Origin of the sequence: Acinetobacter sp. 1130196 (genome assembly GCF_000588095.1) — a bacterium.
GTDB classification, from domain to species: domain Bacteria; phylum Pseudomonadota; class Gammaproteobacteria; order Pseudomonadales; family Moraxellaceae; genus Acinetobacter; species Acinetobacter nosocomialis.
Genome location: NZ_JFWX01000018.1, coordinates 1 through 22255 on the forward strand (window position 1 = coordinate 1; position 22255 = coordinate 22255).

A 22255-nucleotide genomic window follows, 5' to 3' on the forward strand; every position below is an offset into this window, starting at 1 on the left:
AGGAAATGTCTTTAAACGCTTTGCTATTTGCTGAGGAGACCATAAACAACGGATCGCTTCAACAATAAATTTCCAGAGGATTGAATCGATTTTGAGTTTTCTGTGACCACGTCTACGTCTAGCGAAGGTGTTATCAGAAGCATATCGAGCTTGATAAACGTCATTGATGCTATTTCTTTTAAGCTCACGATAGATCGTACTAGGATGTCTTTTAATGAGTTCAGCAAATTTTCTGGCTGAAAAGCCTTCTTTTCTTGACTCAAGCATTAATGCAGTACGATCTTCAAAGTTAAGATGATGGTATGACAATTTTATATACTCCATAAACCCTTTAAATTAATTAGGTGGTTTATGTCGCACTTCAAGTTTTACTCTGCCAACTTATTAATCTTATTTATAGGTAAAACATTATAAAAAAATGCTTAATAGTTCGACTATCTCTAGCGTTCAGAATAAAACATTTATAGGTATATTTTAAGTTTAGCAATAACTTCAAGCACTTTTTTACTATTTGGTAAAGCTATCTCACTAAAATTATAGAATTTCCGCGAACACTCTAATAGAAAAAAGATATTAAAAAATAAGGGCAAAAGAAAATTTATCCTTTTGCCCTCTTTAATTACTTCTCTAAACTATATGCGATCACATAATCACCATGGTCTGGAGACTGACGTGCACCGCCCGCGGTAACCACTACATACTGTTTACCTGTTTTAGGTGAGACATAGCTGATTGGTGTACCTTGGCTACCTACTGGCATACGTGACTTCCACAGCTCTTTACCTGTAGATGAATCAAAAGCACGCAAGTAGTAATCTTGAGTTGCAGCAAAGAAGACTAAGCCCCCTTGAGTTGCCATCGGTCCACCAATAGTCGGCATACCAATCGGTGCTTTTAAGCCCATCTTAATACCTAAAGGTCCAGTATCTTCAACTGTGCCAAGTGGTACCTGCCATGCAACCTGACGAGTTTTCATATCAATTGCAGTCATGGTACCAAATGGTGGTTTTTGACAAGGAATACTTAAAGCAGACATAAAGCGGTTTTTATTCACTTTATATGGTGTACCTTTCATTGGTACAGCACCCATACCTGTATTTACTTTTTCACCGCCACTCGCCTGAATCTTAATATCTTCAGGGGTTTGTTTAATGAGTTGAACCCATAAACCAAGACGCATGTCGTTTACGAACATGTAACGATGAGTCGGGTCAAAAGCAATACTTCCCCAGTTCATGCCACCTAAAGAACCAGGAAAACTTAATGAAACATCAGTACCCGGTGCAGTAAATAAACCTTCGTAACGCATTGACTTAAAGTTAATACGGCACATGAGCTGATCAAACGGTGTAGCACCCCACATATCTGACTCAGTTAAAGTCTGATTACCAATTTGAGGCATTTCAACAGAACGTGGTTGAGTTAAACTATATTGCTCACCCGGAATATTCGCAGCTTTCACTGGCTGTTCAATCACTTTAGTAAGTGGTTTACCAGTTACACGGTCAAGAACAAAGAATTGGCCTGATTTGGTTCCAATCACAACAGCTGGCTTAGTCGTACCATCTTTTAATGGAAAGTCGACTAGACTTGGTTGCATTGGTAAATCAAAGTCCCATAAGTCATTATGAACAGTTTGATATACCCACTTTTCTTTACCCGTTGTCGCATCGAGTGCCAACACAGAAGTATTGTATTTGTGATCTAACGGATTACGGTTACCACCCCAAATATCAACAGATGAACTCCCCATAGGTAAGAACACTGTATTCATTTGTGGGTCATACGACATAGCGGCCCAAGAGTTTGCCGAACTACGTTTATACGTTTCACCTGGTTTTAGAACATGGTTAGGATCAGGGTTACGTGGGTCAAATGCCCAGCGGAGTTTACCTGTAATCACATCATAACCACGGATTACGCCACCCGGCATATCTGCTGCCACGTTATCTGCGATACGGCTGCCGACTACAATAGTAGTACCTGCTATCGTTGGTGCAGAAGTCACTTCAAAACGTGGAGCTTTTGTTCCATCGCCTAAGCCTTCGAGCAGGTTAACTGTTCCATTCACACCAAAGTCAGCACAACGTTGACCAGTATCTGCATTGACTGCAATTAAACGAGCATCGGGAGTATTGGTATATACACGGCGTGGACATGCTGTGTTGGCCGCAACAGTAGTGACCGGAGTTGCACCAGCTAAAGTTGGTTGTACAAGTGTTTTTGTTGAATCAAAGTATGCAACACCACGGCAACGCTCCCAAGCATCGGCTTTAGAGTTCACCTCAGCTTTCCAAAGCTGTTTACCCGAATCAGCATCTATTGCAAAAATATTGTTATGCGGCGTACATAAAAAGACTTTATTTCCAACTTGTAGTGGGGTCATTTGGTCTTCAGCACCATTACCGCTACCCGTTGTAAAATCACCTGTTCTAAAGCGCCATGCTTCTTTTAACTTATGAACGTTATCTCGATTAATTTGATCGAGAGCAACAAAACGACTACCGCCAGAATCATTACCATAATTTTCCCAATTCACCTGTTTTTTAGCAGGGTCAACTGGCACTAAAGGTAGCTTTTGACCTGAGCTTGCTACTGTCGGGTGCGGTTGAAACATTTGGTAAAGCGCAATCAACATACCAACAACAACTAGTCCACCAACAGCATATGCTGAAGATGCTGAACCATTTTGAAATTGGTAACGTCGAATTGAAGGTAAGGTAAATAACAACGCAGCAAAAAGACCAGCAGGAAACATTAAGCGCGAGAATAACGGCCAAAATTCCCATCCAGCGTCAATCAGTGACCAAATTACCGTACCGACAAAAACAACTGCAAAAATCCAGACACCAAGTGCTTTTTTACGGAAGATACTAATTGCCGAAATGGTTATAAACAGTCCTGAGATAAGGAAATACCAAGAACCGCCGAGTGATACTAGTTTTCCACCACCTACAATGTAAAAAACACCGGTAGCCAATAAAACTAGACCTAAAATAAAACACCATATTTTGAATAAGATATGAAACTTAGAATCTGACTCAGACATAGATCCTACTCCACATATACTGAACACAAATAGTTCAAGCATTTGGGCCAGTTAAACTATGTCTAACCAGCCATCAATATTGTTAAAAATTAGCTTTTACACTCAGGCCCGCCACCCAAGCATCATCAACTTCTTTTACACCAGCAGGTTGATGGATATATTGAATATTTGGTCGCAGCATGACGGCCGGAGACCATTGATAGGTATAGTTCAATTCAACGTTTAGTTCGTCGTCCTGAATTGGAATATAGTTAGATGCGATCGGATCATAGCTATAGTATCCGCGGCTTTCATTTGTCGCGATCTGCTTATCTTTAGCACGGTCATTAACGACATAATTGGCAATACCAAAACCAATTGAATCATTTGGTCGGCTGTCAAATGGGCCCTTATACCAAAGTGCAAGTTGTTGTGTACTTTGTACAAAGGTCGTTGCTTTATCATTTACAACGCCATTAAAACTTACATATAAACCGCGTTTCGGATCTTGGCCGGCATGGCTAAGTTGTTGCTGCGCATTAATCCAGAAGCTTTGTTTTCCGTCATGAACTTTACCTGCAGTTTTAATATCATTTGCTTCTGCGGTTGAGTAAAGTGCACCTACTTTATATTCACCCGGTAAACCATTGAAAGCAGCAAGTTTTGGTTTCCATGCAAGTTCAACCGGTATAGTAGCGCCCTTGACGTTATTCATATCCAGATTAAAACCATCACTGTTTGATTCGGTTTTAATATTGTCTGGATTGACCTCATAAACACCAACACCTAAAGACCATTCAGGTGCAAACTGATATTTAACATTTGCAGCCCAAACACCAACTGGTGAGTTATACCAAATTGAACCAATTGATTTTCCTAACTGCCCACCACAAAGCAATAAGTTCTGAAACTCACATTGAGAACTATTAAAGTCCTCTGAGATGCCCATACGACCAACTTTGACTTGTACGGTATTATCAGCAAAGCCTTTTTTTATCCATGCTTGAGATAAACGCCAGATTTTGCCACGACCATAAATCTCTTGTGCGTTACCAAGTTGGCTAGAGCGTGGGTCTTTAATACGCTCTAAAGTAAGCGCATTACCGTCACGTTTAGTCACAACTAAGCTCGCGGTTGTATCTTTCCATCCAGCAATTTTGTCTAAATCGAAAGTTGCACCCAAAGAAAGCTGCGCAGCATTCTCAAAAGTATTGCTGTCGTTATACCCACCATCTAAATTTGTGGCAGCTTGGCTCATGATAGAAGCTGTAAATTTATAACCCTGTTGCTCTAATTGTTGACGCTCACCATTCCAGTCACCCAATAACCATTGGCGGCCTTGTGACCACGGCTCATTCGCAAGTGCAAATTGGCTACCTAATACAGCAATTGTTAATACACTCAGTTTGATTACGTTTGGCATTTCAAGTCCTTTTTATCTTTTAAACGCGCCTCTGTTTGAGGCGCTTTATTTGTTGTTATTTAACTTGCGTAAAGCCGAGTTCAGAAGTTGCTCCAAAGTTATCCGTTACATTTGCTGTAATTGAGGCAACTTTGACTGTTGGCTTCCAATTGGCTTTTGCGTTGCCTTGTGCATCTGTAGCAACTGTTATAGTTCCTAAATATTGCTCAGCTTCTTTTGATGCCGCACTTTGATTTCCAAAAAACTCAACTTGGTAACGTTGGTTTGGTAAACCATTCACCTCTATATTAACTGAACCTTTATTTGCTGTTAACTTAGGCGCTTTAATACCCTGATTAGGTTGAGAATTACAACCTTGTTCATTTGGCTGAGTACATGTTTTTTGTAGTTTAGATGGTTCAATCACCACACCACCACCACGAGAGCCAACAAACCCTTCATGCTCAAGTGCAGGCACTCCAAATACAATTGCCCCTAAACGCTGATCTGGTACACATGAACCACCAGCTTCGCAGCGTTTAATATCTTTACCATTGTCCCAAATTAGGTTTTTAGTCAGTGTAATTCTTGCATTTGCATCTTTTTCTGAGCGAATGGCAACACCAATACGGTTACCATGCACTTTATTGCTATCAAGAATATTGCCATCACCCGTCATGTTAAAACCAATCGAGTTATTGGTCAGTTCGTTGTAAGCAATATAGTTACGCTTACCCCAGTTAATCTGTAAGCCATCTGAATAATTTTCAAACTTGTTACCAACTACCGCATTGTCATTGCCCCACAAAATTTCAATACCTTGTGATGGTTCTGGGTTTGCTTTAGTTGAAACAAAATGGTTATTCGCAATTAAGTTAAAAGCAGCACCACGTGTCAGTTCTAAACCATCTCCATTGTCTTGGAAAATATTGTCTAAAACTTTGTTGTTATTGGTGGTTGTCGCAGTTGGGTTACCTTTACCATCGTCACCCGTGATCATGACACCAGCACCACCATAGTTATTACTAATACGGTTATGCTGAATTAAGTTGTTACTTGAACGGTTAACCAATACACCAATGCAAAAACGATGGATATCTAATCCTTTTAAAGTCACGTTATTGACATCACGTAGTACAAAACCCGGTAAAGTCATGGTGCGTACATTGGTGCCGTACTGTTCAGGGTTTGCACCAGGACAAGCTTTTGCACCTTCACCTTTAATATAGTTTGAACCATCAATTGCGATGTATTCACCCGTTTTATCCCACTGGGTACCAATGATTTTGACGGGTGCTTTAATTTCAGGAAGTGCGCTGTTTAATTTAATCGCATAAGGCGCTTTGCCTACTGCTTGAATCAAGATATCGCTAGCTTCGCTTGGGTTTGCATTGGCTTGTTCAATTGCCCAGCGTAAAGAGCCTTTATTGCTATCGTCTTGATAACGGTCAACCACATAAGTTTGAGCCGCAGCTATGCCTGAAACCATCAAACCTAATGCAAGAGTAGTTAAACGTAATGTATTCATTTCATCATATCCTTATGATTTATGGGTTTGTTGGTTGAACTGTTTGTAAAATCTGTTTGAGCTTAGTCACATCAATTTGACCCGGTGCAGAAGCCTGACCAATCATGCCAAAGCTATAACTTCCACCCATATTGGCAGTCGCAACACGGGAAATCGTACCTAATTGCCCCATCGACATCGTCAATAAAGGCTTAGTGGTTTGCTGACTTACTTTTAAAGTTGCGTTCATTAAAGTGAAAACATCTTGTTTAGATTTTGGCATTACGGCAATTTTGAGAATATCTGCACCCATTTGATCTTGTTTTAATAAGCGTTTTTCAATTTCATCTTGGCTAGGCGTTTTTTGGAAGTCATGATTAGACATCACAATCAGCACTTTCTTTTGATGTGCTTTTTGAACAATCTCTGAAACTACTTTTTGATCACGGAACATTTCAACATCTAACCAGTCCATGAATGGATTTTTTAAGTAAGCCTGATAAGTCTTACCATAATCCACATCACTAATTTCAAGCTGGCCACCTTCATTTTTGGTACGAATAGTGGCAATCATTGGCTTATTGCCTAAAATCTTTTTTAATTCATGCCCCAAAGCAATCACTTGTTTTGTATCATTCGCAAAACTGAGTAAATCGATACGGAACTCAGCTAAATCAGCATCCGATGTATTTGCAATAACTTGAGCTTGTGCCAAAGCTTGTTCTTTGGTTTTTGCGGTAATCGGAACAATCGTTTTAACGGCTGTATTAGCAGGTTGTGTTTGAGCAGCTAAAGCAACAGGTTCAGCATTTACCTGTGCAGTAAAAAATGGGAGTGCAAGCAAACTTAGGCTTAATAATGTTTTCATGTTCATATCATTCATCCTTAAAAAGGCTACACGCATCCTTGAATAATCAGGTGTAGCCTTAGGTGTTTCTTAAATATCAAAAAATACAGTTTCGTCATCGCCTTGAATGCGAATATCAAAGCGGTAAACAACCTCACCATTTTCTTCAAAACGTTTTGCAATAAGAGTTTGGCGACGTGGGGCCCATTCAATGCTATTTAGAATTGGATCGTTAGCATTTGCCTCTGCTTCATCTTCAAAATAAACACGTGTATGAAGACCCAAGTTAATACCGCGAGCGAAAATAACTAACGCAATATGTGGAGCTTGAGTTGAACCCTTACGACCTGCTGTCGCGCCCGGTTTAATCGTATTGAAACTCCAAACGCCTGTTTCAAAATCGGCACCTGTACGGCCCCAACCCTGAAATGCCGGGTCAGCTTTTTGATCACGCGTATCTGCCTGACTTGGATAAATACCGTTCGCATCAGCCTGCCAAATCTCAATAAGTACATCACGTAGCGGTAAACCTAATCCGTCAAACACTTGGCCTTCAAGACGAATACGCTCGCCTTTGGTTTGGTCTTGTACTAACTGGTTATTAAAGTTATTTTCAAACACTTCAATATTTGCTTGTTGTGGCAATAAGCCAATGTGAACGTAAGGTCCACCTGTTTGAGATGGAGTTTCTTTTAGTTCCTGAAAATTCCAGTTATTCATGCTCGTGCTCCCGATTAAGTCAAATCATTTTCGAAGTAAGTCGCTCGACGTCCACGTAAAGTGATGTCAAAACGGTAACAACGGCTATTAGCTTCGATAAAGTTGTTTTTATCTTCTAGTGCAATCAATGCACGACGTTGATCTTCAGAAGGAATCGTTTTTAAAATCGGGCAAGTGTCAATGAGCGTATCGCCTTCAAAATAAAACTGCGAAATCAGACGCTGCGCCCAACCATCAGCAATTAAAGAGAAATGGATATGCGCAGGACGCCATTCATTAATGCGGTTACGCCATGGGTATGGACCCGGTTTAATGGTACGGAAAATATAAAAACCATTTTCGTCAGTTAGTGTACGACCACAACCACCAAAGTTAGGATCCATTGCACCAATAAACTTATCGTTTGGATGACGATAACGACCAGAAGCATTGGCTTGCCATACTTCTAAAAGTGCATTTTTTACAGGACGCCCAAATTGGTCACGAACATAGCCATGAACAATGACACGCTCACCAATTGGCAAACCATCTTTGGCATAGTTCAAAATCAAATCGTTATCTTTTGGACCAAATAGATTTGAAGAAAAATGCGGTGCAGTAACTTCAGTTAAAGTCTCGTTAATAGAGATCAATGCATTTTTTGGCGACCGCAATACACTTGTTTTATAACCTGGCGTATACGCTGGTGGATGATCATCTGTATTACGTTGGGCGTAGGCACCCCAGCTATGTTGTGACATCTTTATCTCCTTAATTCTGTTCTTTCGCTGCAATTGGGTTTACTTCTATTCCCAACTCTTTAAAGACTTCTTCAGCCATGTGCATTGCAGCGTTTGCAGCAGGTAAACCTGCATAGAGTGAACTGTGTAAGATCAGCTCTTTTAAATCTTCTTTGGTTACACCATTGTTGAAACAAGCACGTAAATGCATGCGTAGTTCATCTTCACGGCCCAGTGCCAATAAAATTGCGATAGTCACTAAACTACGTGTATGACGTGGCAAGCCCGGACGCGACCACACCTCACCCCATGCGTAACGGCTAATAAAATTTTGAAAATCTTGGTTAAAGTCATTTAGGTTTTGCAAAGACCGACCAACATGCTTTTCACCTAAAACTTCAGTCCGCACTTCAATGCCTTGTTTATAGCGTTGTTCATCATTCATTGTGATAGACCTCTATTAAGTTGCATCGGTATGCGCAACAAGTGATTTAACAAATACAGCAACAGCCGCAGCAGTCGCTGGAATTAGTAATAAACTGAGAATAGCGGTGAATGACCAATCATTACCGAGTAGCACCGCACCAATCCATGCACCAAATACCGCACCAAAACGCCCAATACCAGTCATCCAAGACACACCCGTTGCACGGCACTGAGTTGGATAGAAGCGTGCACTTAACGCAGGCATCGAAGATTGCGCACCATTAATGGCGATACCCGCACAAAGCACTAATACTGCAAGTAAGGTTGAGTTGCCTAAGCTTTGACCGACTGCAATTGCAAATAGACCTGCGGCAAAGTAGAAAATGGCGATGACTCGGTTTGGGTTGAATTTGTCCATTGCCCAGCCAATGAACAATGCGCTCACCACACCACCGAACTGGAACAAACCTCCAATAAATGCAGCACGCTCCATCGAAGCACCTGTTTCACGCATAAGTGTTGGTAACCAGCTTGTCAGCAAGTAAACAACCACGAGTCCCATGAAGTAAGTTACCCAAAGTAAAATTGTTCCTTTGGCATATGGCTTAGAAAACATAATTCCAAAGACATTTTTCTTTTGAGCTGTTTCAGTTTTCTCTTCAGGAACATGAAATGCAGTCGCATTTTGAATTTGTGTTGGCGCGATATGATTTAAGATTTTGCGTACTTTTTCAGGATTCTTACCTTTCACAATTAAAAAGCGGTAAGACTCAGGTAGCACTACAATCACTAAAATCATTAAAATTAAAGGTGACCAGCCGCCGAGCAAAAATAAGCTATGCCAACCGTAGGTAGGGATAAGCCAACTGCTAATAAACCCGCCGGTAGCCATACCCAAGTTGTAGCCACAGAACATACATGTCACGAGTAATGATCGAATGCGGGTTGGACAGTACTCAGAAAATAAAGTGGTCGCATTCGGCATTGCTGCACCAAGGCCAATACCGGTTAAAAAACGTAAAACGACAAGGCTATCCAAGTTGGTTGCATAAGCAGATGCCAAAGTAAAGCCACCGAACACAAGCATTGCCACAGCTAAAACAACTTTTCGCCCGAAACGGTCCGCTGTCGGACCAGAAACTAAAGCGCCAATAATCATTCCACCAAGTGCTGCACTCATCACCGGTCCTAACTGAGAACGATCAATTCCCCAGTCTTGTGCCAATGCTGGTGCAATAAAGCCCATCGCAGCTGTATCGATACCATCAGTAAAAATAATTAAGAAACAGATGATTGCGATCATCCATTGATATTTACTAAGTGGAGCATCATTAATCAGTGCTTGAGCATCGATGCTTTTGTTTGGTGTAGCGTAATCCTGAGACGCCATATTTGCCTCCTTAAGGCCAATTCCTTTTAAATTACTAAGCGATTAGATTTGCTGAATAAACCTAGTCAATTCCTGTGTAAATCTCTGTGGTTGCTCAATATTAGAAAGATGAGATGCTTCGAGTTTTGCTAACTGGCTGTTCTTAATTGCCTTCTGCATAAATTCGGCATCTGCTACTGTAGTTACCGGATCTTCTGTTCCTGCAACCAGTAGCGCTGGAATTTGGATTTGTGCAATTTCATCTCTTAAATCGGCATACGCTAAAGCACGACATGCGTTGGCATAACCTTGTGCTGGTGTGTTTGCCAGACTTTGAATCGTTGTCTGTGCAACCACATTATGCTGATAGTCAAATTTTTCACTGAACCAGCGGGTATGCGTGGTTTTAACCAGCTCAGCTAAACCATTTCTTTCTACCGATTCAGCACGACTCAACCAAGCTTCAGTCTGACCAATTTTGGCTGCTGAGTTTGCAACCGTAATACTATTAAAACGATTTGCATGATGAATACCTAACCACAGTCCTGTAATACCACCCATTGAAATGCCACAAAAATGAGCTTTTTCAATATTCAAGGCATCTAAAATATCAACAACATCTTCAGCTAAGTTTTGCAATGTGGTGTCACTAATTACATCACTTTCACCATGACCACGTGTGTCGTATGTAATGACATTAAAATGACTTTTTAACTCATTCAGCTGAGGTTGCCACATACCATGGTCTGTTCCTAATGAATTAGAAAACACAAGCACAGGAGTATCTTTTAGACCATCTATATAAACTGCTAACTGTTTTCCTTGACGATTACGAATAGTCTGTTTCACTTTGACTCTCCTTGTGCTTCTTGCAAAACCGCATCAATCTGTTGCTGAATATTGCCTAAATAATTTTCTGGTTTGAAAATATCTCGTATTTCTTGCTGGCTAAACTGTCCTTTTACTTCATCTAGTTGGCTAACAACATCAAACAAATGCTGGTTTTGTGCTACCGCTGTCTTACATGCAGCTTCAACTAAATGATGAGCATTTAAACGGCCAATCTTGGGAGCAAGTGCCATCATCACAGCTTCTGCCATAATTAATCCGTTGGTACACTCAAGGTTCTGTTGCATATGCTCAGCATTAACTTCAAAACCTTGCAAAACCTCAACTGTCCGACTTAAAGCACCAGCACAAAGCTGAAAGATTTCTGGAACTGCTAACCATTCTGCATGCCATGCACCTAAACTCCGTTCATGTTCCTGTACCATGCTTTGATAAATGCTAGACATCAGCGCTGGTACACGATTCGCTGCTGCAAGTACTGAAGCTGCTGCGACTGGATTACGCTTATGAGGCATAGTAGAAGAACCACCACGACCCTTTGCGGTTGGCTCAAACAACTCTGCAATTTCAGTTTGCATCATGAGTGACCAGTCGCGTGCCATCTTGCCCGTATTCCCGACAATCATGCCAAGCACACTTGCAATTTCTACAATACGGTCACGCTCACCATGCCATGTACTTGTTGGTACAGTCAGATTCAGTTGCTTCGCAAATGCGCTGACCACAAGCGAACCTTGGTCTTGCAAAGAAGCTAATGAACCCACAGCACCGCCTAACTGAGCAGTGAGCACACGTGATTTCATAGCTTGTATACGGTCTAAATCACGTTTAAATGCAGAAGCCCAACGAGCAAGTTTATGTCCCAACGTAATTGGTAAAGCTTGTTGTAACCATGTACGTCCAATCATGACTTGATGGCGATATTGTTTAGCTTGCTGTAATGCAGTCGCATAGCATTGTTGAATTTGAGCTTCCACAATATTTAACGCATCACGGCATTGCATAATACAAGCTGTGTCTAAAATATCCTGACTAGTTGCACCCCAATGCACATAGCGGGAAGCATCTTCATCAGTATCTTTAACAATTGCTGTAAGCTGTTTTACAAATGGAATTGCGATATTCCCAGCTAAACCAGTTGCTATCGCCAAAGCGGAAAAATCAAACTTGTCTAGTGCATGCTCAGCTACTTGGGCAATGGTATTTGCTGCATTTTGAGGAATCACGCCAACTTGTGCCTGCGCTTGGGCTAACGCAACTTCAACCTGAATCATGTATGCGATTAAGGATGAGTCACTAAAGATGTCCGTGACGTCTTTTTGGTAAAACAAGCTGGCATATAACTGACTCATGATTAGACTCTCTCAATAATCAAAGCGATGCCTTGTCCTACCCCAATACACATTGAACACAAGGCATAACGACCACCTGTTTGTTCAAGCTGGTTTAGGGCTGTAGTCACAAGGCGTGCACCTGATGCACCAAGTGGATGACCTAATGCAATTGCTCCACCGTTTGGATTTACCTTGTCAGAGTTGTCTGGCAAACCTAAATCACGGGTCACTGCCAATGCCTGTGCAGCAAAAGCTTCGTTAAGCTCAATCACATCCATCTGCTCTAAAGTCAGGTTGGCTTGTTTCAGTAATTTTTTAATGGCTGGGGCCGGAGCAAAACCCATAATCCGTGGTTCTACACCCACCGCTGTTGAAGCAATGATCTTGGCACGTGGTTTGAGGTTATAAGCCTGAACAGCATCATCCGAAGCAACCAGTAGAGCTGCTGCGCCATCATTAATACCTGAAGCATTACCTGCAGTGACTGTGCCATCTGCTTTCACAACAGGTTTAAGTTTGCTTAAACCTTCAAGTGTGGTTGATGCACGTGGATGTTCATCGGTATCAATCACAACAGCATCTCCCTTACGCTGAGGGATTTCAACTGCCACGATTTCTTTAGAAAAAAAGCCTTTGGCTTGCGCGCTTGCGGTGCGTTGTTGGCTCACCAAGGCAAACTGGTCCTGATCTGCACGATTGACGTTGAACTGTTCAGCCACGTTTTCGGCAGTCTGGGGCATAGTGTCTACACCATACAATTCTTTAAGTTTTGGGTTAATGAAGCGCCAGCCCATAGTGGTGTCTTCAATCTTCTGGCTACGGCCAAAAGCACTGTCAGACTTACCCATTACATAAGGCGCACGGCTCATGCTTTCCACACCACCTGCAATCACCAAGTTCGCTTCACCTGCTTTAATGGCACGTGCAGCAATGGCAATCGCATCGAGTGATGAACCGCATAAACGGTTAATGGTGGTTGCCGGCACCTGATAAGGTAACCCAGCAAGCAGTGCTGACATACGGCCGACATTACGGTTGTCTTCACCGGCTTGGTTGGCACAGCCATAGATCACATCATCGACCTGTTCCCAATCTACACTTGGGTTACGCTGCATGAGGGCTTTAATCGGCACAGCGCCAAGGTCATCGGCACGGACAGGTGCAAGGCCACCGGCATAACGGCCGAATGGAGTACGGATGGCATCGATGATATAAGCGTTTTTTAATGTCATTTCCCTACTTCCTTACCCTTGAGTCGCATCAATCAAAGTTGCACCAGTCAAAGCCTGTAACTCATCAAAGCTAAGACCTTCAACTTTCTCAATCACCTTTAAACCATCTTTGGTCACATCAATCACACACAGGTCGGTGTAAATACGATCCACACAGTGCTTACCCGTTACCGGATAGCTCAGCTCAGCCACAATCTTCGGCTCGCCTTGCTTGGTGACGTGGTCTGTGGTGATAAATACTTTCTTGGCACCAACTGCCAAATCCATCGCACCACCCACCGCAGGAATCGCATCCGGCGCACCTGTATGCCAGTTCGCCAAGTCACCATTGGCTGCAACCTGAAATGCACCAAGTACCGCTATATCAAGGTGACCACCACGCATCATCGCAAATGAGTCACCATGGTGGAAAAAGCTGCCGCCTTCAAGCATGGTCACAAACTCTTTACCCGCATTAATCAGTTCAGGGTCTTCTTCACCTGCCGCTGGTGGTGGGCCAAATGCCAATAGGCCATTTTCAGAATGAAGGAAAATATCTTTATCGTTAGGTAAGTAGCTGGCAATTTTAGTTGGTAAGCCAATGCCCAAGTTCACATAGGCGCCATCTGGAATATCTTGTGCCACACGTTGTGCAATCTGGTCACGGCTGAGTTTCTGGTAGCTCATGTTATTTCTCCTTATTGCTTACTGTGCTGGCGTTACTTGTACAACATGCTGTACAAAGATACCCGGGGTAATGATGTGTTCCGGGTCTAATCCACCCAGCTCCACCACTTCAGAAACCTGAGCAATGGTGACATCAGCAGCCATGGCCATGATCGGGCCAAAGTTACGTGCAGATTTACGGTAAACCAGATTACCCCAGCGGTCGCCCTTATAGGCTTTAATCAAGGCGAAGTCAGCCTTGATCGGATATTCAAGTACGTAATCTTTACCATCAATCTCACGAGTTTCTTTACCTTCGGCCAAAAGAGTTCCAAAGCCTGTTGGAGTAAATACAGCACCTAAACCCATACCGGCAGCTTGAATACGACAAGCCAGATTACCTTGCGGTACAACCTCAAGTTCCACCTTTCCGGCACGGTATAGTTCATCAAACACATAAGAGTCTGACTGGCGTGGGAAAGAGCAAATGACTTTTTTTACTGAACCGGCTTTAAGCAGTTTAGCCAGACCATAGTCACCATTACCGGCATTGTTGCTCACAATGGTTAAGCCTTTAACACCGAGTTCAATCAGACCGTCAATGAGTTCAGCGGGTTGTCCTGCGGTACCAAAACCACCAATCAGTATGGTTGCACCATCTTTAATCTGCGATAAAACCTCGCTTAGTGAGGACTTACTTTTGTCAATCATTAGACAACTCCATTGTGCTCATTGAAGAAGAGATAGGTAAGAGAGTTAGGCACACTGAGGCGAGAAGAATAGATAAATATTTCACTCAATCCCGAGTGTTTCCCTTAGATTTCCCTTTTAATCATTTTTGATAATTTTCGTATTTTGATCTAGTAAGCTATATATAGTTTTGTTCGATTTAGGATTTTTTTGTTCGACTATCGAACATTATCTCAGTAAATTACTTAATCTATCTTATAAACTCAAGTTGTAAAAAAATACCAATAATTTTGGATAGATATGTATAAAACAACATATTTGCTTAGGCTATTTCATAAATAAAATAACCATCAGCACTGTATATAAAACCTTAAGACTGTGATTGTAAAATTAAACGAGCAAGTTCCAAATCATCAGGATAAGTAATTTTTATATTATCAGAGCGCCCCATGACCACTTGTACACTTTCGCCCACAGATTCAAGTGCACTCGCCTCATCGGTAATGGTCAAATTATTTTTTAATGCTGTTTCTATTGCTTTTTTAAGCGTGCCAATTTTAGCAATTTGGGGAGTTTGAGCCTGCCACAAAAGTTCTCGACTCACAGTTTTATCAATTTGGTGTTGTTTAGTTACTTGTTTTAGCGTATCGCGTACAGGAATTGCCAAAATAGCACTCTGGTTTGTTTCAACTGCGTTTTTAACAAGAGCACTAAGACATTCAAAAGTCACACAAGGTCGTGCAGCATCATGTACTAATACCCAGTCATTCTCATCCGCTATCTGCAATAGATAATTTAGGGCGTTTAATACTGAGTGCACACGTTCAGCACCACCATTACAAAAATGAGCCTTATCTTTATCCTGAAAAGCTAAAGTCGAGGCAAAATTATCCTGTGCACCAATTGCTAAAACATAGCCACTTAACGGAAGTTGGTTTAAACGTTTAACCGTATGTTCTAAAACAGTAGCGTCTTGAATGTATTGATATTGCTTTAATTCAGTTTTGGAGAACCGACTTCCCGAACCAGCAGCAGGGATAACTGCCCATAATTTAGTCTGGGATGTCTGGCGATGGAGGTGTCTCATTAGTTTCCAAATCTACTTTAGCGTTCGGGTCAATATAAATAGGCTTATAATTGGTACTAATTGTACTCATTTGAACAAATGTTTCATGAGGCTTAACTAAACCAAGATCAAGACGAGCATGCTCTTCTATTGCTTCTGTACCGTTTTTTAGGTCAAAAACCTCAGCTGCCAAAATGCGGTTTCGCTCTTTAAGCTCATCATTTACTTCGGCTTGCTGTTGGATCTGTTGCATAAGCGCTTGATGAGGAAAATAACCACCCTCACCTAACCAGAACTGATATTGCAATATAGCTACTAAAACAATAACCAGTAGCAATATAAGTTTGCTTGAAGTGGATCGAAATACTTCTAACATAGCATTAAGAGCTTTAATTAAAAACTTTTATTAAGTTTTTGTATTGTATGACAATTTACAAGCGACATGCAAAATTCCTGCAAAATTCCTGCAAAACGATGAATGATCATATTACTTTAAATTGACCATCGTAACATGTTTCATTTTGTCAAAATTAAACTCAATTGGAAAGGAAAATAATGTTTATAAACACAACTGTTTATAAATCAATCTATGTATATAAAAGTTACTCTTAAGAATGAGTAAAAACTGCAAATATCATAGAAAAACCAGCAACCGCCAACATGCAATCTAGCAATAAATTAAAAGTTTCCTCAGACATCTTCATTACAAATGTTTTACCAATATAATTACCAATAATTAAAGAAAAACCAACCGCAACTCCCGCAATTAAAATATTTTTCTGTAAAACACCTAGCGCACCAAAAGTTAAGCTTTTTGTTACGTAAATTCCAAATGAAGCTGCCGCCTCTGTTGCCAAGAGAGCTCCCTTAGTTAAACCAAAACCATTAAAAACCGGAAGTAATAATGGACCTGTGGAGAATACTACACCAGTGATATAGCCAAGCACTCCACCTGCGACTATCATTTGCCATGAATTAAATTTAAAACTATGGCGTTTGGCATAATGCCTAATCGGTATTAAGCAAAAGAAAAAGAAACCTATACATAAGTTGGATAATATCGGTGACATAACCCATAAAGTATTGGCTCCCAGTATCGTTGCGGGTATGCCCAGACTCGTAAACAACAGAAATGCTTTAATATTAAGATCTTTATGCCACATCACTACACGTGAAATATTGCCCATGATTGCGGCAATTGCCATAATAGGTACTGCAAGCTTCGCCCCAAAAATATAAGAAAGTATAGGCAACAAAATAATAGATGATCCAGTCCCTACTACCCCACTAATCAGTCCTGATAGAACCCCAATAACAGCAAGTGCTACATAGATCATAGGCCTAACCAAAATAATTATTCTTAAGAGTCTACAATAGTCTAGGTTTTAAAATCGTACTATAGCTCTGTTCTGTTTTAGTATTTAAAATTTGCATTTTAAAATACTTAATTACTTATGCGATTAGCCCTATAAAACTTATTAAATTTTTATTTGAAGCTATATAAAATCACATATTTCTTATATTTTTAACCAATAACTACCTAAAAAGTATACTTTTTTGCTTTCCATTTTGATAAGAATTTTAAATGTATTTTTGATACATATTTTAATAAGTGAGAAGAAGATGGATCTTTCTAACATTTTTATAGGTGACACAACGTGGACCTTTGTTTTAGAAATTTTAATCCGATGTACTGTGATGTTTATTATCATCATTACTTTTTTAAGACTCTCTGGTAAACGTGGTATTCGACAACTTTCCTTATTCGAACTGGCTATTATTTTATGTTTAGGATCTGCTGCTGGCGATCCTATGTTTACTAAAGACTTACCTATTGCTCATGCATTTGTTGCTTTTGTAGCTATTATTTCTTTATACCGCCTCGTTACTTGGGGTATGGTAAAAAATAAAAAAATTGAAAATTTATTAGAAGGACGAGCTCTCTGTGTCGTTAAGGACGGTCTCTTAGTTTATAAAGATTTCCAGAAACAAACATATTCTCATGACGAGTTTTTCTCGGAAATGCGCCAACAAAATGTAGAGCATTTAGGTCAAGTCCGAACAGCCTTACTTGAATCTGATGGTATTTTGAGTTTGCTTTATTATGAAGATGAAGACGTTAAATGGGGACTTCCTTTATTTCCAGATGCTTACCGCAAAGCTGATGTACTTAAAATTAATACTTTTTATTCTTGTATGAAATGCGGTGAAACAAAAATTTTAAACAAACTCGACCAAGAATGTTCTCGCTGTCATCATCATAGTTGGGCTGAATCTTTAAAAACTCGACGTTTAGGATAAATAAAAAAGTGCTATTCCCAAAAAAAGAAATAGCACTTATATTTTAAATATTAATTTGTCATCAATATTTAAATAAGCAAAGTATTATTCAAAAGATTAGTTTAAACCTTTGAACTCAGCTTTACCGCGGTAAACCGCTTTAGTTAACTCTTCAATACGAAGTAATTGGTTATATTTAGCAACACGGTCAGAACGGCAAAGTGAACCAGTCTTGATTTGACCTGCTGCTGTACCAACTGCTAAATCAGCAATAGTTGAATCTTCTGTTTCACCAGAACGGTGAGAAATAACAGTCGTGTAACCATTTGCTTTAGCAAGGTAGATTGCATCTAAAGTTTCAGTCAATGTACCAATCTGGTTATATTTGATCAGAATTGAGTTACCTACTTTCTCATCAATACCACGTTGTAAAATCTTAGGATTAGTTACGAATAAATCGTCACCAACCAATTGGATTTTATCACCAAGAATTGAAGTTAAATAGCTCCAGCCTTCCCAATCAGACTCATCTAAACCATCTTCAATAGAGATAATTGGATATTGCTTAACAAGACCAGCTAAGTAATCAGCAAATTGATTGCTTGTAAAAGACTTGTTGCCTTCACCTTCAAGAATATATTGACCATTCTTGTAGAATTCTGAAGATGCACAGTCAAGTGCAAGCATCATATCTGAACCAGCTTTATAACCAGTTTGTTCAATTGCTTGAAGAATTACAGTAATTGCTTCTTCGTTTGAACGAAGGTTAGGTGCAAAACCACCTTCATCACCTACAGCTGTATTCAAACCTTGTTTTTTAAGAACTGATTTCAAAGAATGGAATACTTCTGCACCAGCACGCAATGCTTCAGCAAATGAAGTAAAACCAACTGGCTCAATCATGAACTCTTGAATATCAACAGTGTTGTCTGCGTGAGCACCACCGTTCAAAATGTTCATCATTGGTACAGGCATAGTCAAAGTAGTTTGACCACGTAAGTTAGCAATATATTGGAACAATGGAAGTTTTTGTTCAGCTGCTGCTGCGTGAGCTGCCGCCAAAGATACTGCCAAAGTTGCATTCGCACCTAATTTAGATTTGTTTTCAGTACCGTCAAATGCAATCATTTTTTCATCAAGTGCTTTTTGATCAAAAACACTCTGACCAACAAGCAATTCATGAATTGAGCTATTTACATTCTGAACAGCAGTACGAACGCCTTTACCCAAGTAACGTGATTTGTCACCGTCACGAAGTTCTAAAGCTTCACGAGAACCAGTTGAAGCACCAGATGGTGCACATGCACGACCAACCACCCCAGATTCTAAGATGACGTCTGCTTCGATGGTTGGGTTACCACGAGAGTCCAAAATTTCACGTGCACGAATGTCAACGATTTGGCTCATGAACAATTCCTCAGTTGAATGAATAACGCGATGCAAGTTCCTGCATCAATGAGTATCTAACTTTTTGAATCCTTTAACTAAAGTATCCAATTCTTTTAGTTGTGCCAAGAATGGCTCAAGCTGCGACAGGCGCAATGCAGATGGTCCATCACATTTTGCTTTGTCTGGATCTGGATGAGACTCTAGGAATAATCCCGCTAAACCTGTTGCCATACCTGCACGCGCCAAAGTTGTAATTTGAGCACGGCGACCGCCAGCTGAGTCAGAACGACCACCTGGAGTTTGTAAAGCATGAGTCACGTCAAAGAATACTGGTACATTCATTTCTTTCATGATGTCAAAGCCAAGCATATCTACAACTAAATTGTTATAGCCAAATGCTGAGCCACGCTCACAAAGAATAAGTTTGTCATTTCCAGCTTCCAAACATTTATGCAAAATATGACGCATTTCATGAGGAGCTAAAAACTGTGCTTTTTTAATGTTGATAATAGCTTGAGTTTTAGCCATAGCTTCAACAAGATCAGTTTGACGACTTAAGAAAGCTGGAAGCTGGATAATATCAGCGACTTCGGCAACTGGTGCTGCCTGATATGGTTCGTGAACGTCGGTAATAATTGGAACATTAAAATGCTTTTTAATATCACCTAACCATTCAATACCCTTTTCAAGTCCAGGACCACGGAATGAATGCAAACTAGAACGGTTTGCTTTATCAAAGCTCGCCTTAAATACATAAGGAATATCTAGGCGTTTACAAATATCAATATAAGTTTCAGCAATTTCAAAAGCTAAATCTTTTGACTCAAGTACGTTCATTCCGCCAAATAATACAAATGGCAAATGATTTGCCATTTGTATATCGCCTAAACGTACAACTTCTTGTGGTTTTAATTGTGACATTTAAACTTTCCCAGTTTATTTAAAATCGCATTACTTACTTTTTTGATGCTGTGTTTTTGCAGCGTCAATAAAACTAGCAAATAATGGATGTCCATCACGTGGTGAACTTGTAAATTCCGGGTGGAATTGTACAGCAATAAACCAAGGATGGTCAGGAATTTCTACAGTTTCAACCAAATGTTGTGCTGAAGAATAACCAGAAATCTTCATGCCCGCTTTTTCAATCGCCTCAATGAAACGATTATTCATTTCATAACGATGACGATGACGCTCAGTGATTTCAGCTTTTCCGTAGACTTCACGTGTTTTTGTGCCTTCAACCAATTCTGATTTTTGTGCACCTAAACGCATTGTTCCGCCTAAGTCAGACTCAAGGCTACGCTGTTGTAATTCACCACGCTCATCTAACCATTCAGTAATTAAACCAATGAGTGGATATTTTGTAGAACGGTTAAATTCTGTAGAAGATGCCTCTGGCATACCTGCAACATGGCGAGCATATTCAATAACTGCCAATTGCATACCTAAACAGATTCCTAAGAAAGGAATACGATTTTCACGTGCGTATTGAATAGCTTTCATTTTGCCTTCAGTACCACGTTCACCAAAACCACCTGGTACTAAAATTGCGTCAGCTGTACTTAAAATAGATACGTCTTGGCTTTCAAGCTCTTCAGCGTTGACATAATCAATTTGTACTTTTACACGATTTTTAATACCCGCATGTAATAATGCTTCGTTTACAGATTTATAAGCATCTGGTAACTCAACATATTTACCAACCATAGCTACACGTAAAGTGTATTCAGGGTTCAGTAATGCTTCGACTACATTGTCCCAATCTTCTAGATTTGCTTCTGGAAGATCATTAAATCCAAAACGCTCACAAATTAGATCATCAACGTTTTGTTCATAGAAGGTACGTGGAATTTGATAAATCGTTTTTGCATCTTTACATACCACTACAGCACGTGCTTCCACGTTAGTGAATAATGCAATTTTGCGTTTAGTATCAACATCTACATCATATTCAGTACGGCAGATAAGAATGTCTGGCTGAATACCGATTGAAAGTAACTCTTTTACAGAATGCTGAGTTGGTTTAGTTTTTAACTCTGCTGCCGACTTAATATATGGCAATAAAGTTAAATGCATAAGCATGGTACGTTTATGACCAAGCTCAACCATTAACTGACGAACCGATTCCATGAACGGTAAAGATTCGATATCACCTACGGTGCCACCAATCTCTACGATAGCAACATCGTAGCCTTCACCTGCGCGAAGAACACGTTCTTTAATATTATCGGTAATATGAGGAATAACCTGAACTGTACCACCTAAGTAATCACCACGACGTTCTTTATTTAAAACGTCTTGATATACACGACCACTAGTGAAGTTATTTAGTTTGGTCATTTTCGCGCGACGTAAGAAACGTTCGTAATAACCCAGATCCAGATCGGTTTCTGCACCATCTTCGGTAACAAAAACTTCACCATGCTGGAATGGGCTCATTGTCCCTGGATCGACATTAATATAAGGATCCATTTTAACCATTGTGACTTTTAAGCCACGAGCTTCCAAAAGTGCAGCAACAGAAGCAGCAGAAATACCTTTACCTAGCGATGAAACCACACCACCAGTGACAAAAATAAAATGGGTCATTAAGTTTCTCGTACAATCAAGCCGAAATCGGCCTACAATGTTTGGCAATTTTACTGTACTCTGCCCCTATAAAGCAAAGTCAAACCGCATCAATTCAAAGAACAATAAACAACTGGTTATTCTATCAGCATTTTTAATAAAAAATTAGCTCAATCTGACATGA

At 40.3% G+C, this 22255-nt stretch carries 21 protein-coding genes; 1 reads left to right on the forward strand and 20 read right to left on the reverse strand.

The features are described from left to right. The 17 genes from J671_RS14540 to J671_RS14620 all read right to left on the reverse strand — a co-directional run. The coding region (locus tag J671_RS14540) for a helix-turn-helix domain-containing protein (RefSeq protein WP_235675572.1) at positions 1-267 on the reverse strand (267 nt) is incomplete at its 3' end. Positions 268-619: 352 nt separating this feature from the next. Beyond that, positions 620-3049 (reverse strand): glucose/quinate/shikimate family membrane-bound PQQ-dependent dehydrogenase, encoded by a 2430-nt coding sequence (locus J671_RS14545; protein ID WP_031982695.1) that lies wholly within the window; start codon positions 3047-3049, stop codon positions 620-622. Positions 3050-3131: 82 nt separating this feature from the next. Continuing rightward, on the reverse strand, positions 3132-4451 hold the full coding sequence (locus J671_RS14550) for a carbohydrate porin (RefSeq protein WP_031982697.1): 1320 nt from the start codon (positions 4449-4451) through the stop codon (positions 3132-3134). A 55-nt stretch (positions 4452-4506) separates the two neighbouring features. Then, positions 4507-5958: a NosD domain-containing protein gene (locus J671_RS14555; RefSeq protein ID WP_031982698.1), complete on the reverse strand. Its 1452-nt coding sequence runs from the start codon at positions 5956-5958 to the stop codon at positions 4507-4509. 19 nt (positions 5959-5977) lie between these two features. Then, positions 5978-6805, reverse strand: a complete 828-nt coding sequence (aroD, locus tag J671_RS14560; RefSeq protein WP_081404910.1) for a type I 3-dehydroquinate dehydratase — start codon at positions 6803-6805, stop codon at positions 5978-5980. A gap of 69 nt (positions 6806-6874) precedes the next feature. Continuing rightward, on the reverse strand, positions 6875-7504 hold the full coding sequence (gene pcaG / locus J671_RS14565; RefSeq protein ID WP_031982701.1) for a protocatechuate 3,4-dioxygenase subunit alpha: 630 nt from the start codon (positions 7502-7504) through the stop codon (positions 6875-6877). A gap of 14 nt (positions 7505-7518) precedes the next feature. Continuing rightward, complete coding sequence (pcaH, locus tag J671_RS14570) at positions 7519-8244, reverse strand: protocatechuate 3,4-dioxygenase subunit beta (protein WP_031982702.1); 726 nt, start codon at positions 8242-8244, stop codon at positions 7519-7521. A gap of 10 nt (positions 8245-8254) precedes the next feature. Then, positions 8255-8668 (reverse strand): 4-carboxymuconolactone decarboxylase, encoded by a 414-nt coding sequence (gene pcaC, locus J671_RS14575; RefSeq protein ID WP_004841052.1) that lies wholly within the window; start codon positions 8666-8668, stop codon positions 8255-8257. Positions 8669-8683: 15 nt separating this feature from the next. Further along, positions 8684-10039, reverse strand: coding sequence for an MFS transporter (locus J671_RS14580; protein ID WP_002048835.1), 1356 nt, complete (start codon positions 10037-10039; stop codon positions 8684-8686). A 42-nt stretch (positions 10040-10081) separates the two neighbouring features. Next, positions 10082-10867, reverse strand: coding sequence for a 3-oxoadipate enol-lactonase (pcaD, locus tag J671_RS14585; RefSeq protein ID WP_031982704.1), 786 nt, complete (start codon positions 10865-10867; stop codon positions 10082-10084). Then, positions 10864-12219 (reverse strand): 3-carboxy-cis,cis-muconate cycloisomerase, encoded by a 1356-nt coding sequence (locus tag J671_RS14590; protein WP_031982705.1) that lies wholly within the window; start codon positions 12217-12219, stop codon positions 10864-10866. The genes pcaD and J671_RS14590 overlap by 4 nt, the downstream gene beginning before the upstream one ends. A 2-nt stretch (positions 12220-12221) precedes the next feature. Further along, entirely contained in the window at positions 12222-13433 is a 1212-nt protein-coding gene (gene pcaF, locus J671_RS14595) for a 3-oxoadipyl-CoA thiolase (RefSeq protein WP_031982706.1), read from the reverse strand. Between the two features lie 12 nt (positions 13434-13445). Further along, positions 13446-14099: a 3-oxoacid CoA-transferase subunit B gene (locus tag J671_RS14600; RefSeq protein WP_017394059.1), complete on the reverse strand. Its 654-nt coding sequence runs from the start codon at positions 14097-14099 to the stop codon at positions 13446-13448. Positions 14100-14117: 18 nt separating this feature from the next. Continuing rightward, positions 14118-14789, reverse strand: a complete 672-nt coding sequence (locus J671_RS14605) for a 3-oxoacid CoA-transferase subunit A (RefSeq protein WP_031982708.1) — start codon at positions 14787-14789, stop codon at positions 14118-14120. 349 nt (positions 14790-15138) lie between these two features. After that, the gene (ispD, locus tag J671_RS14610) at positions 15139-15855 is read right to left on the reverse strand and encodes a 2-C-methyl-D-erythritol 4-phosphate cytidylyltransferase (RefSeq protein ID WP_031982709.1); all 717 of its coding nucleotides are present in this window, start codon (positions 15853-15855) and stop codon (positions 15139-15141) included. Then, positions 15821-16210 carry a cell division protein FtsB gene (gene ftsB, locus J671_RS14615; protein WP_004701341.1) on the reverse strand — a complete coding sequence of 130 codons (390 nt, stop codon included), beginning with the start codon at positions 16208-16210 and terminating at the stop codon, positions 15821-15823. The genes ispD and ftsB overlap by 35 nt, the downstream gene beginning before the upstream one ends. Positions 16211-16442: 232 nt before the next feature. Further along, positions 16443-17171, reverse strand: coding sequence for a sulfite exporter TauE/SafE family protein (locus J671_RS14620; RefSeq protein WP_031982711.1), 729 nt, complete (start codon positions 17169-17171; stop codon positions 16443-16445). A gap of 286 nt (positions 17172-17457) precedes the next feature. Between J671_RS14620 and J671_RS14625 the strand changes: the two genes are divergently transcribed. Next, complete coding sequence (locus J671_RS14625) at positions 17458-18135, forward strand: DUF421 domain-containing protein (RefSeq protein WP_004708522.1); 678 nt, start codon at positions 17458-17460, stop codon at positions 18133-18135. Positions 18136-18231: 96 nt separating this feature from the next. On the opposite strand, the gene eno is transcribed toward J671_RS14625, so the two are convergent. The 3 genes from eno to J671_RS14640 are packed head-to-tail and all read right to left on the reverse strand — an operon-like array spanning position 18232 to position 22092. Next, the gene (eno, locus tag J671_RS14630; protein ID WP_031982712.1) at positions 18232-19521 is read right to left on the reverse strand and encodes a phosphopyruvate hydratase; all 1290 of its coding nucleotides are present in this window, start codon (positions 19519-19521) and stop codon (positions 18232-18234) included. Positions 19522-19566: 45 nt separating this feature from the next. Then, complete coding sequence (gene kdsA, locus J671_RS14635; protein WP_000080538.1) at positions 19567-20424, reverse strand: 3-deoxy-8-phosphooctulonate synthase; 858 nt, start codon at positions 20422-20424, stop codon at positions 19567-19569. 30 nt (positions 20425-20454) lie between these two features. After that, on the reverse strand, positions 20455-22092 hold the full coding sequence (locus J671_RS14640) for a CTP synthase (RefSeq protein ID WP_002050609.1): 1638 nt from the start codon (positions 22090-22092) through the stop codon (positions 20455-20457). Positions 22093-22255: the final 163 nt, after the last annotated feature.

What these genes read in the sequence shown, in the direction of transcription:
- kdsA (WP_000080538.1), bottom strand. Translation starts at nt 20,424, where the DNA reads ATGTCACAATTAAAACCACAAGAAGTTGTACGTTTAGGCGATATACAA.
- ispD (WP_031982709.1), bottom strand. Translation starts at nt 15,855, where the DNA reads ATGAGACACCTCCATCGCCAGACATCCCAGACTAAATTATGGGCAGTT.
- J671_RS14600 (WP_017394059.1), bottom strand. Translation starts at nt 14,099, where the DNA reads ATGAGCTACCAGAAACTCAGCCGTGACCAGATTGCACAACGTGTGGCA.
- J671_RS14590 (WP_031982705.1), bottom strand. Translation starts at nt 12,219, where the DNA reads ATGAGTCAGTTATATGCCAGCTTGTTTTACCAAAAAGACGTCACGGAC.
- J671_RS14625 (WP_004708522.1), top strand. Translation starts at nt 17,458, where the DNA reads ATGGATCTTTCTAACATTTTTATAGGTGACACAACGTGGACCTTTGTT.
- pcaC (WP_004841052.1), bottom strand. Translation starts at nt 8,668, where the DNA reads ATGAATGATGAACAACGCTATAAACAAGGCATTGAAGTGCGGACTGAA.
- J671_RS14545 (WP_031982695.1), bottom strand. Translation starts at nt 3,049, where the DNA reads ATGTCTGAGTCAGATTCTAAGTTTCATATCTTATTCAAAATATGGTGT.
- pcaH (WP_031982702.1), bottom strand. Translation starts at nt 8,244, where the DNA reads ATGTCACAACATAGCTGGGGTGCCTACGCCCAACGTAATACAGATGAT.
- J671_RS14640 (WP_002050609.1), bottom strand. Translation starts at nt 22,092, where the DNA reads ATGACCCATTTTATTTTTGTCACTGGTGGTGTGGTTTCATCGCTAGGT.
- J671_RS14605 (WP_031982708.1), bottom strand. Translation starts at nt 14,789, where the DNA reads ATGATTGACAAAAGTAAGTCCTCACTAAGCGAGGTTTTATCGCAGATT.
- eno (WP_031982712.1), bottom strand. Translation starts at nt 19,521, where the DNA reads ATGAGCCAAATCGTTGACATTCGTGCACGTGAAATTTTGGACTCTCGT.
- pcaG (WP_031982701.1), bottom strand. Translation starts at nt 7,504, where the DNA reads ATGAATAACTGGAATTTTCAGGAACTAAAAGAAACTCCATCTCAAACA.
- J671_RS14620 (WP_031982711.1), bottom strand. Translation starts at nt 17,171, where the DNA reads ATGATCTATGTAGCACTTGCTGTTATTGGGGTTCTATCAGGACTGATT.
- ftsB (WP_004701341.1), bottom strand. Translation starts at nt 16,210, where the DNA reads ATGTTAGAAGTATTTCGATCCACTTCAAGCAAACTTATATTGCTACTG.
- aroD (WP_081404910.1), bottom strand. Translation starts at nt 6,805, where the DNA reads ATGAAAACATTATTAAGCCTAAGTTTGCTTGCACTCCCATTTTTTACT.
- pcaF (WP_031982706.1), bottom strand. Translation starts at nt 13,433, where the DNA reads ATGACATTAAAAAACGCTTATATCATCGATGCCATCCGTACTCCATTC.
- J671_RS14550 (WP_031982697.1), bottom strand. Translation starts at nt 4,451, where the DNA reads ATGCCAAACGTAATCAAACTGAGTGTATTAACAATTGCTGTATTAGGT.
- J671_RS14580 (WP_002048835.1), bottom strand. Translation starts at nt 10,039, where the DNA reads ATGGCGTCTCAGGATTACGCTACACCAAACAAAAGCATCGATGCTCAA.
- J671_RS14555 (WP_031982698.1), bottom strand. Translation starts at nt 5,958, where the DNA reads ATGAATACATTACGTTTAACTACTCTTGCATTAGGTTTGATGGTTTCA.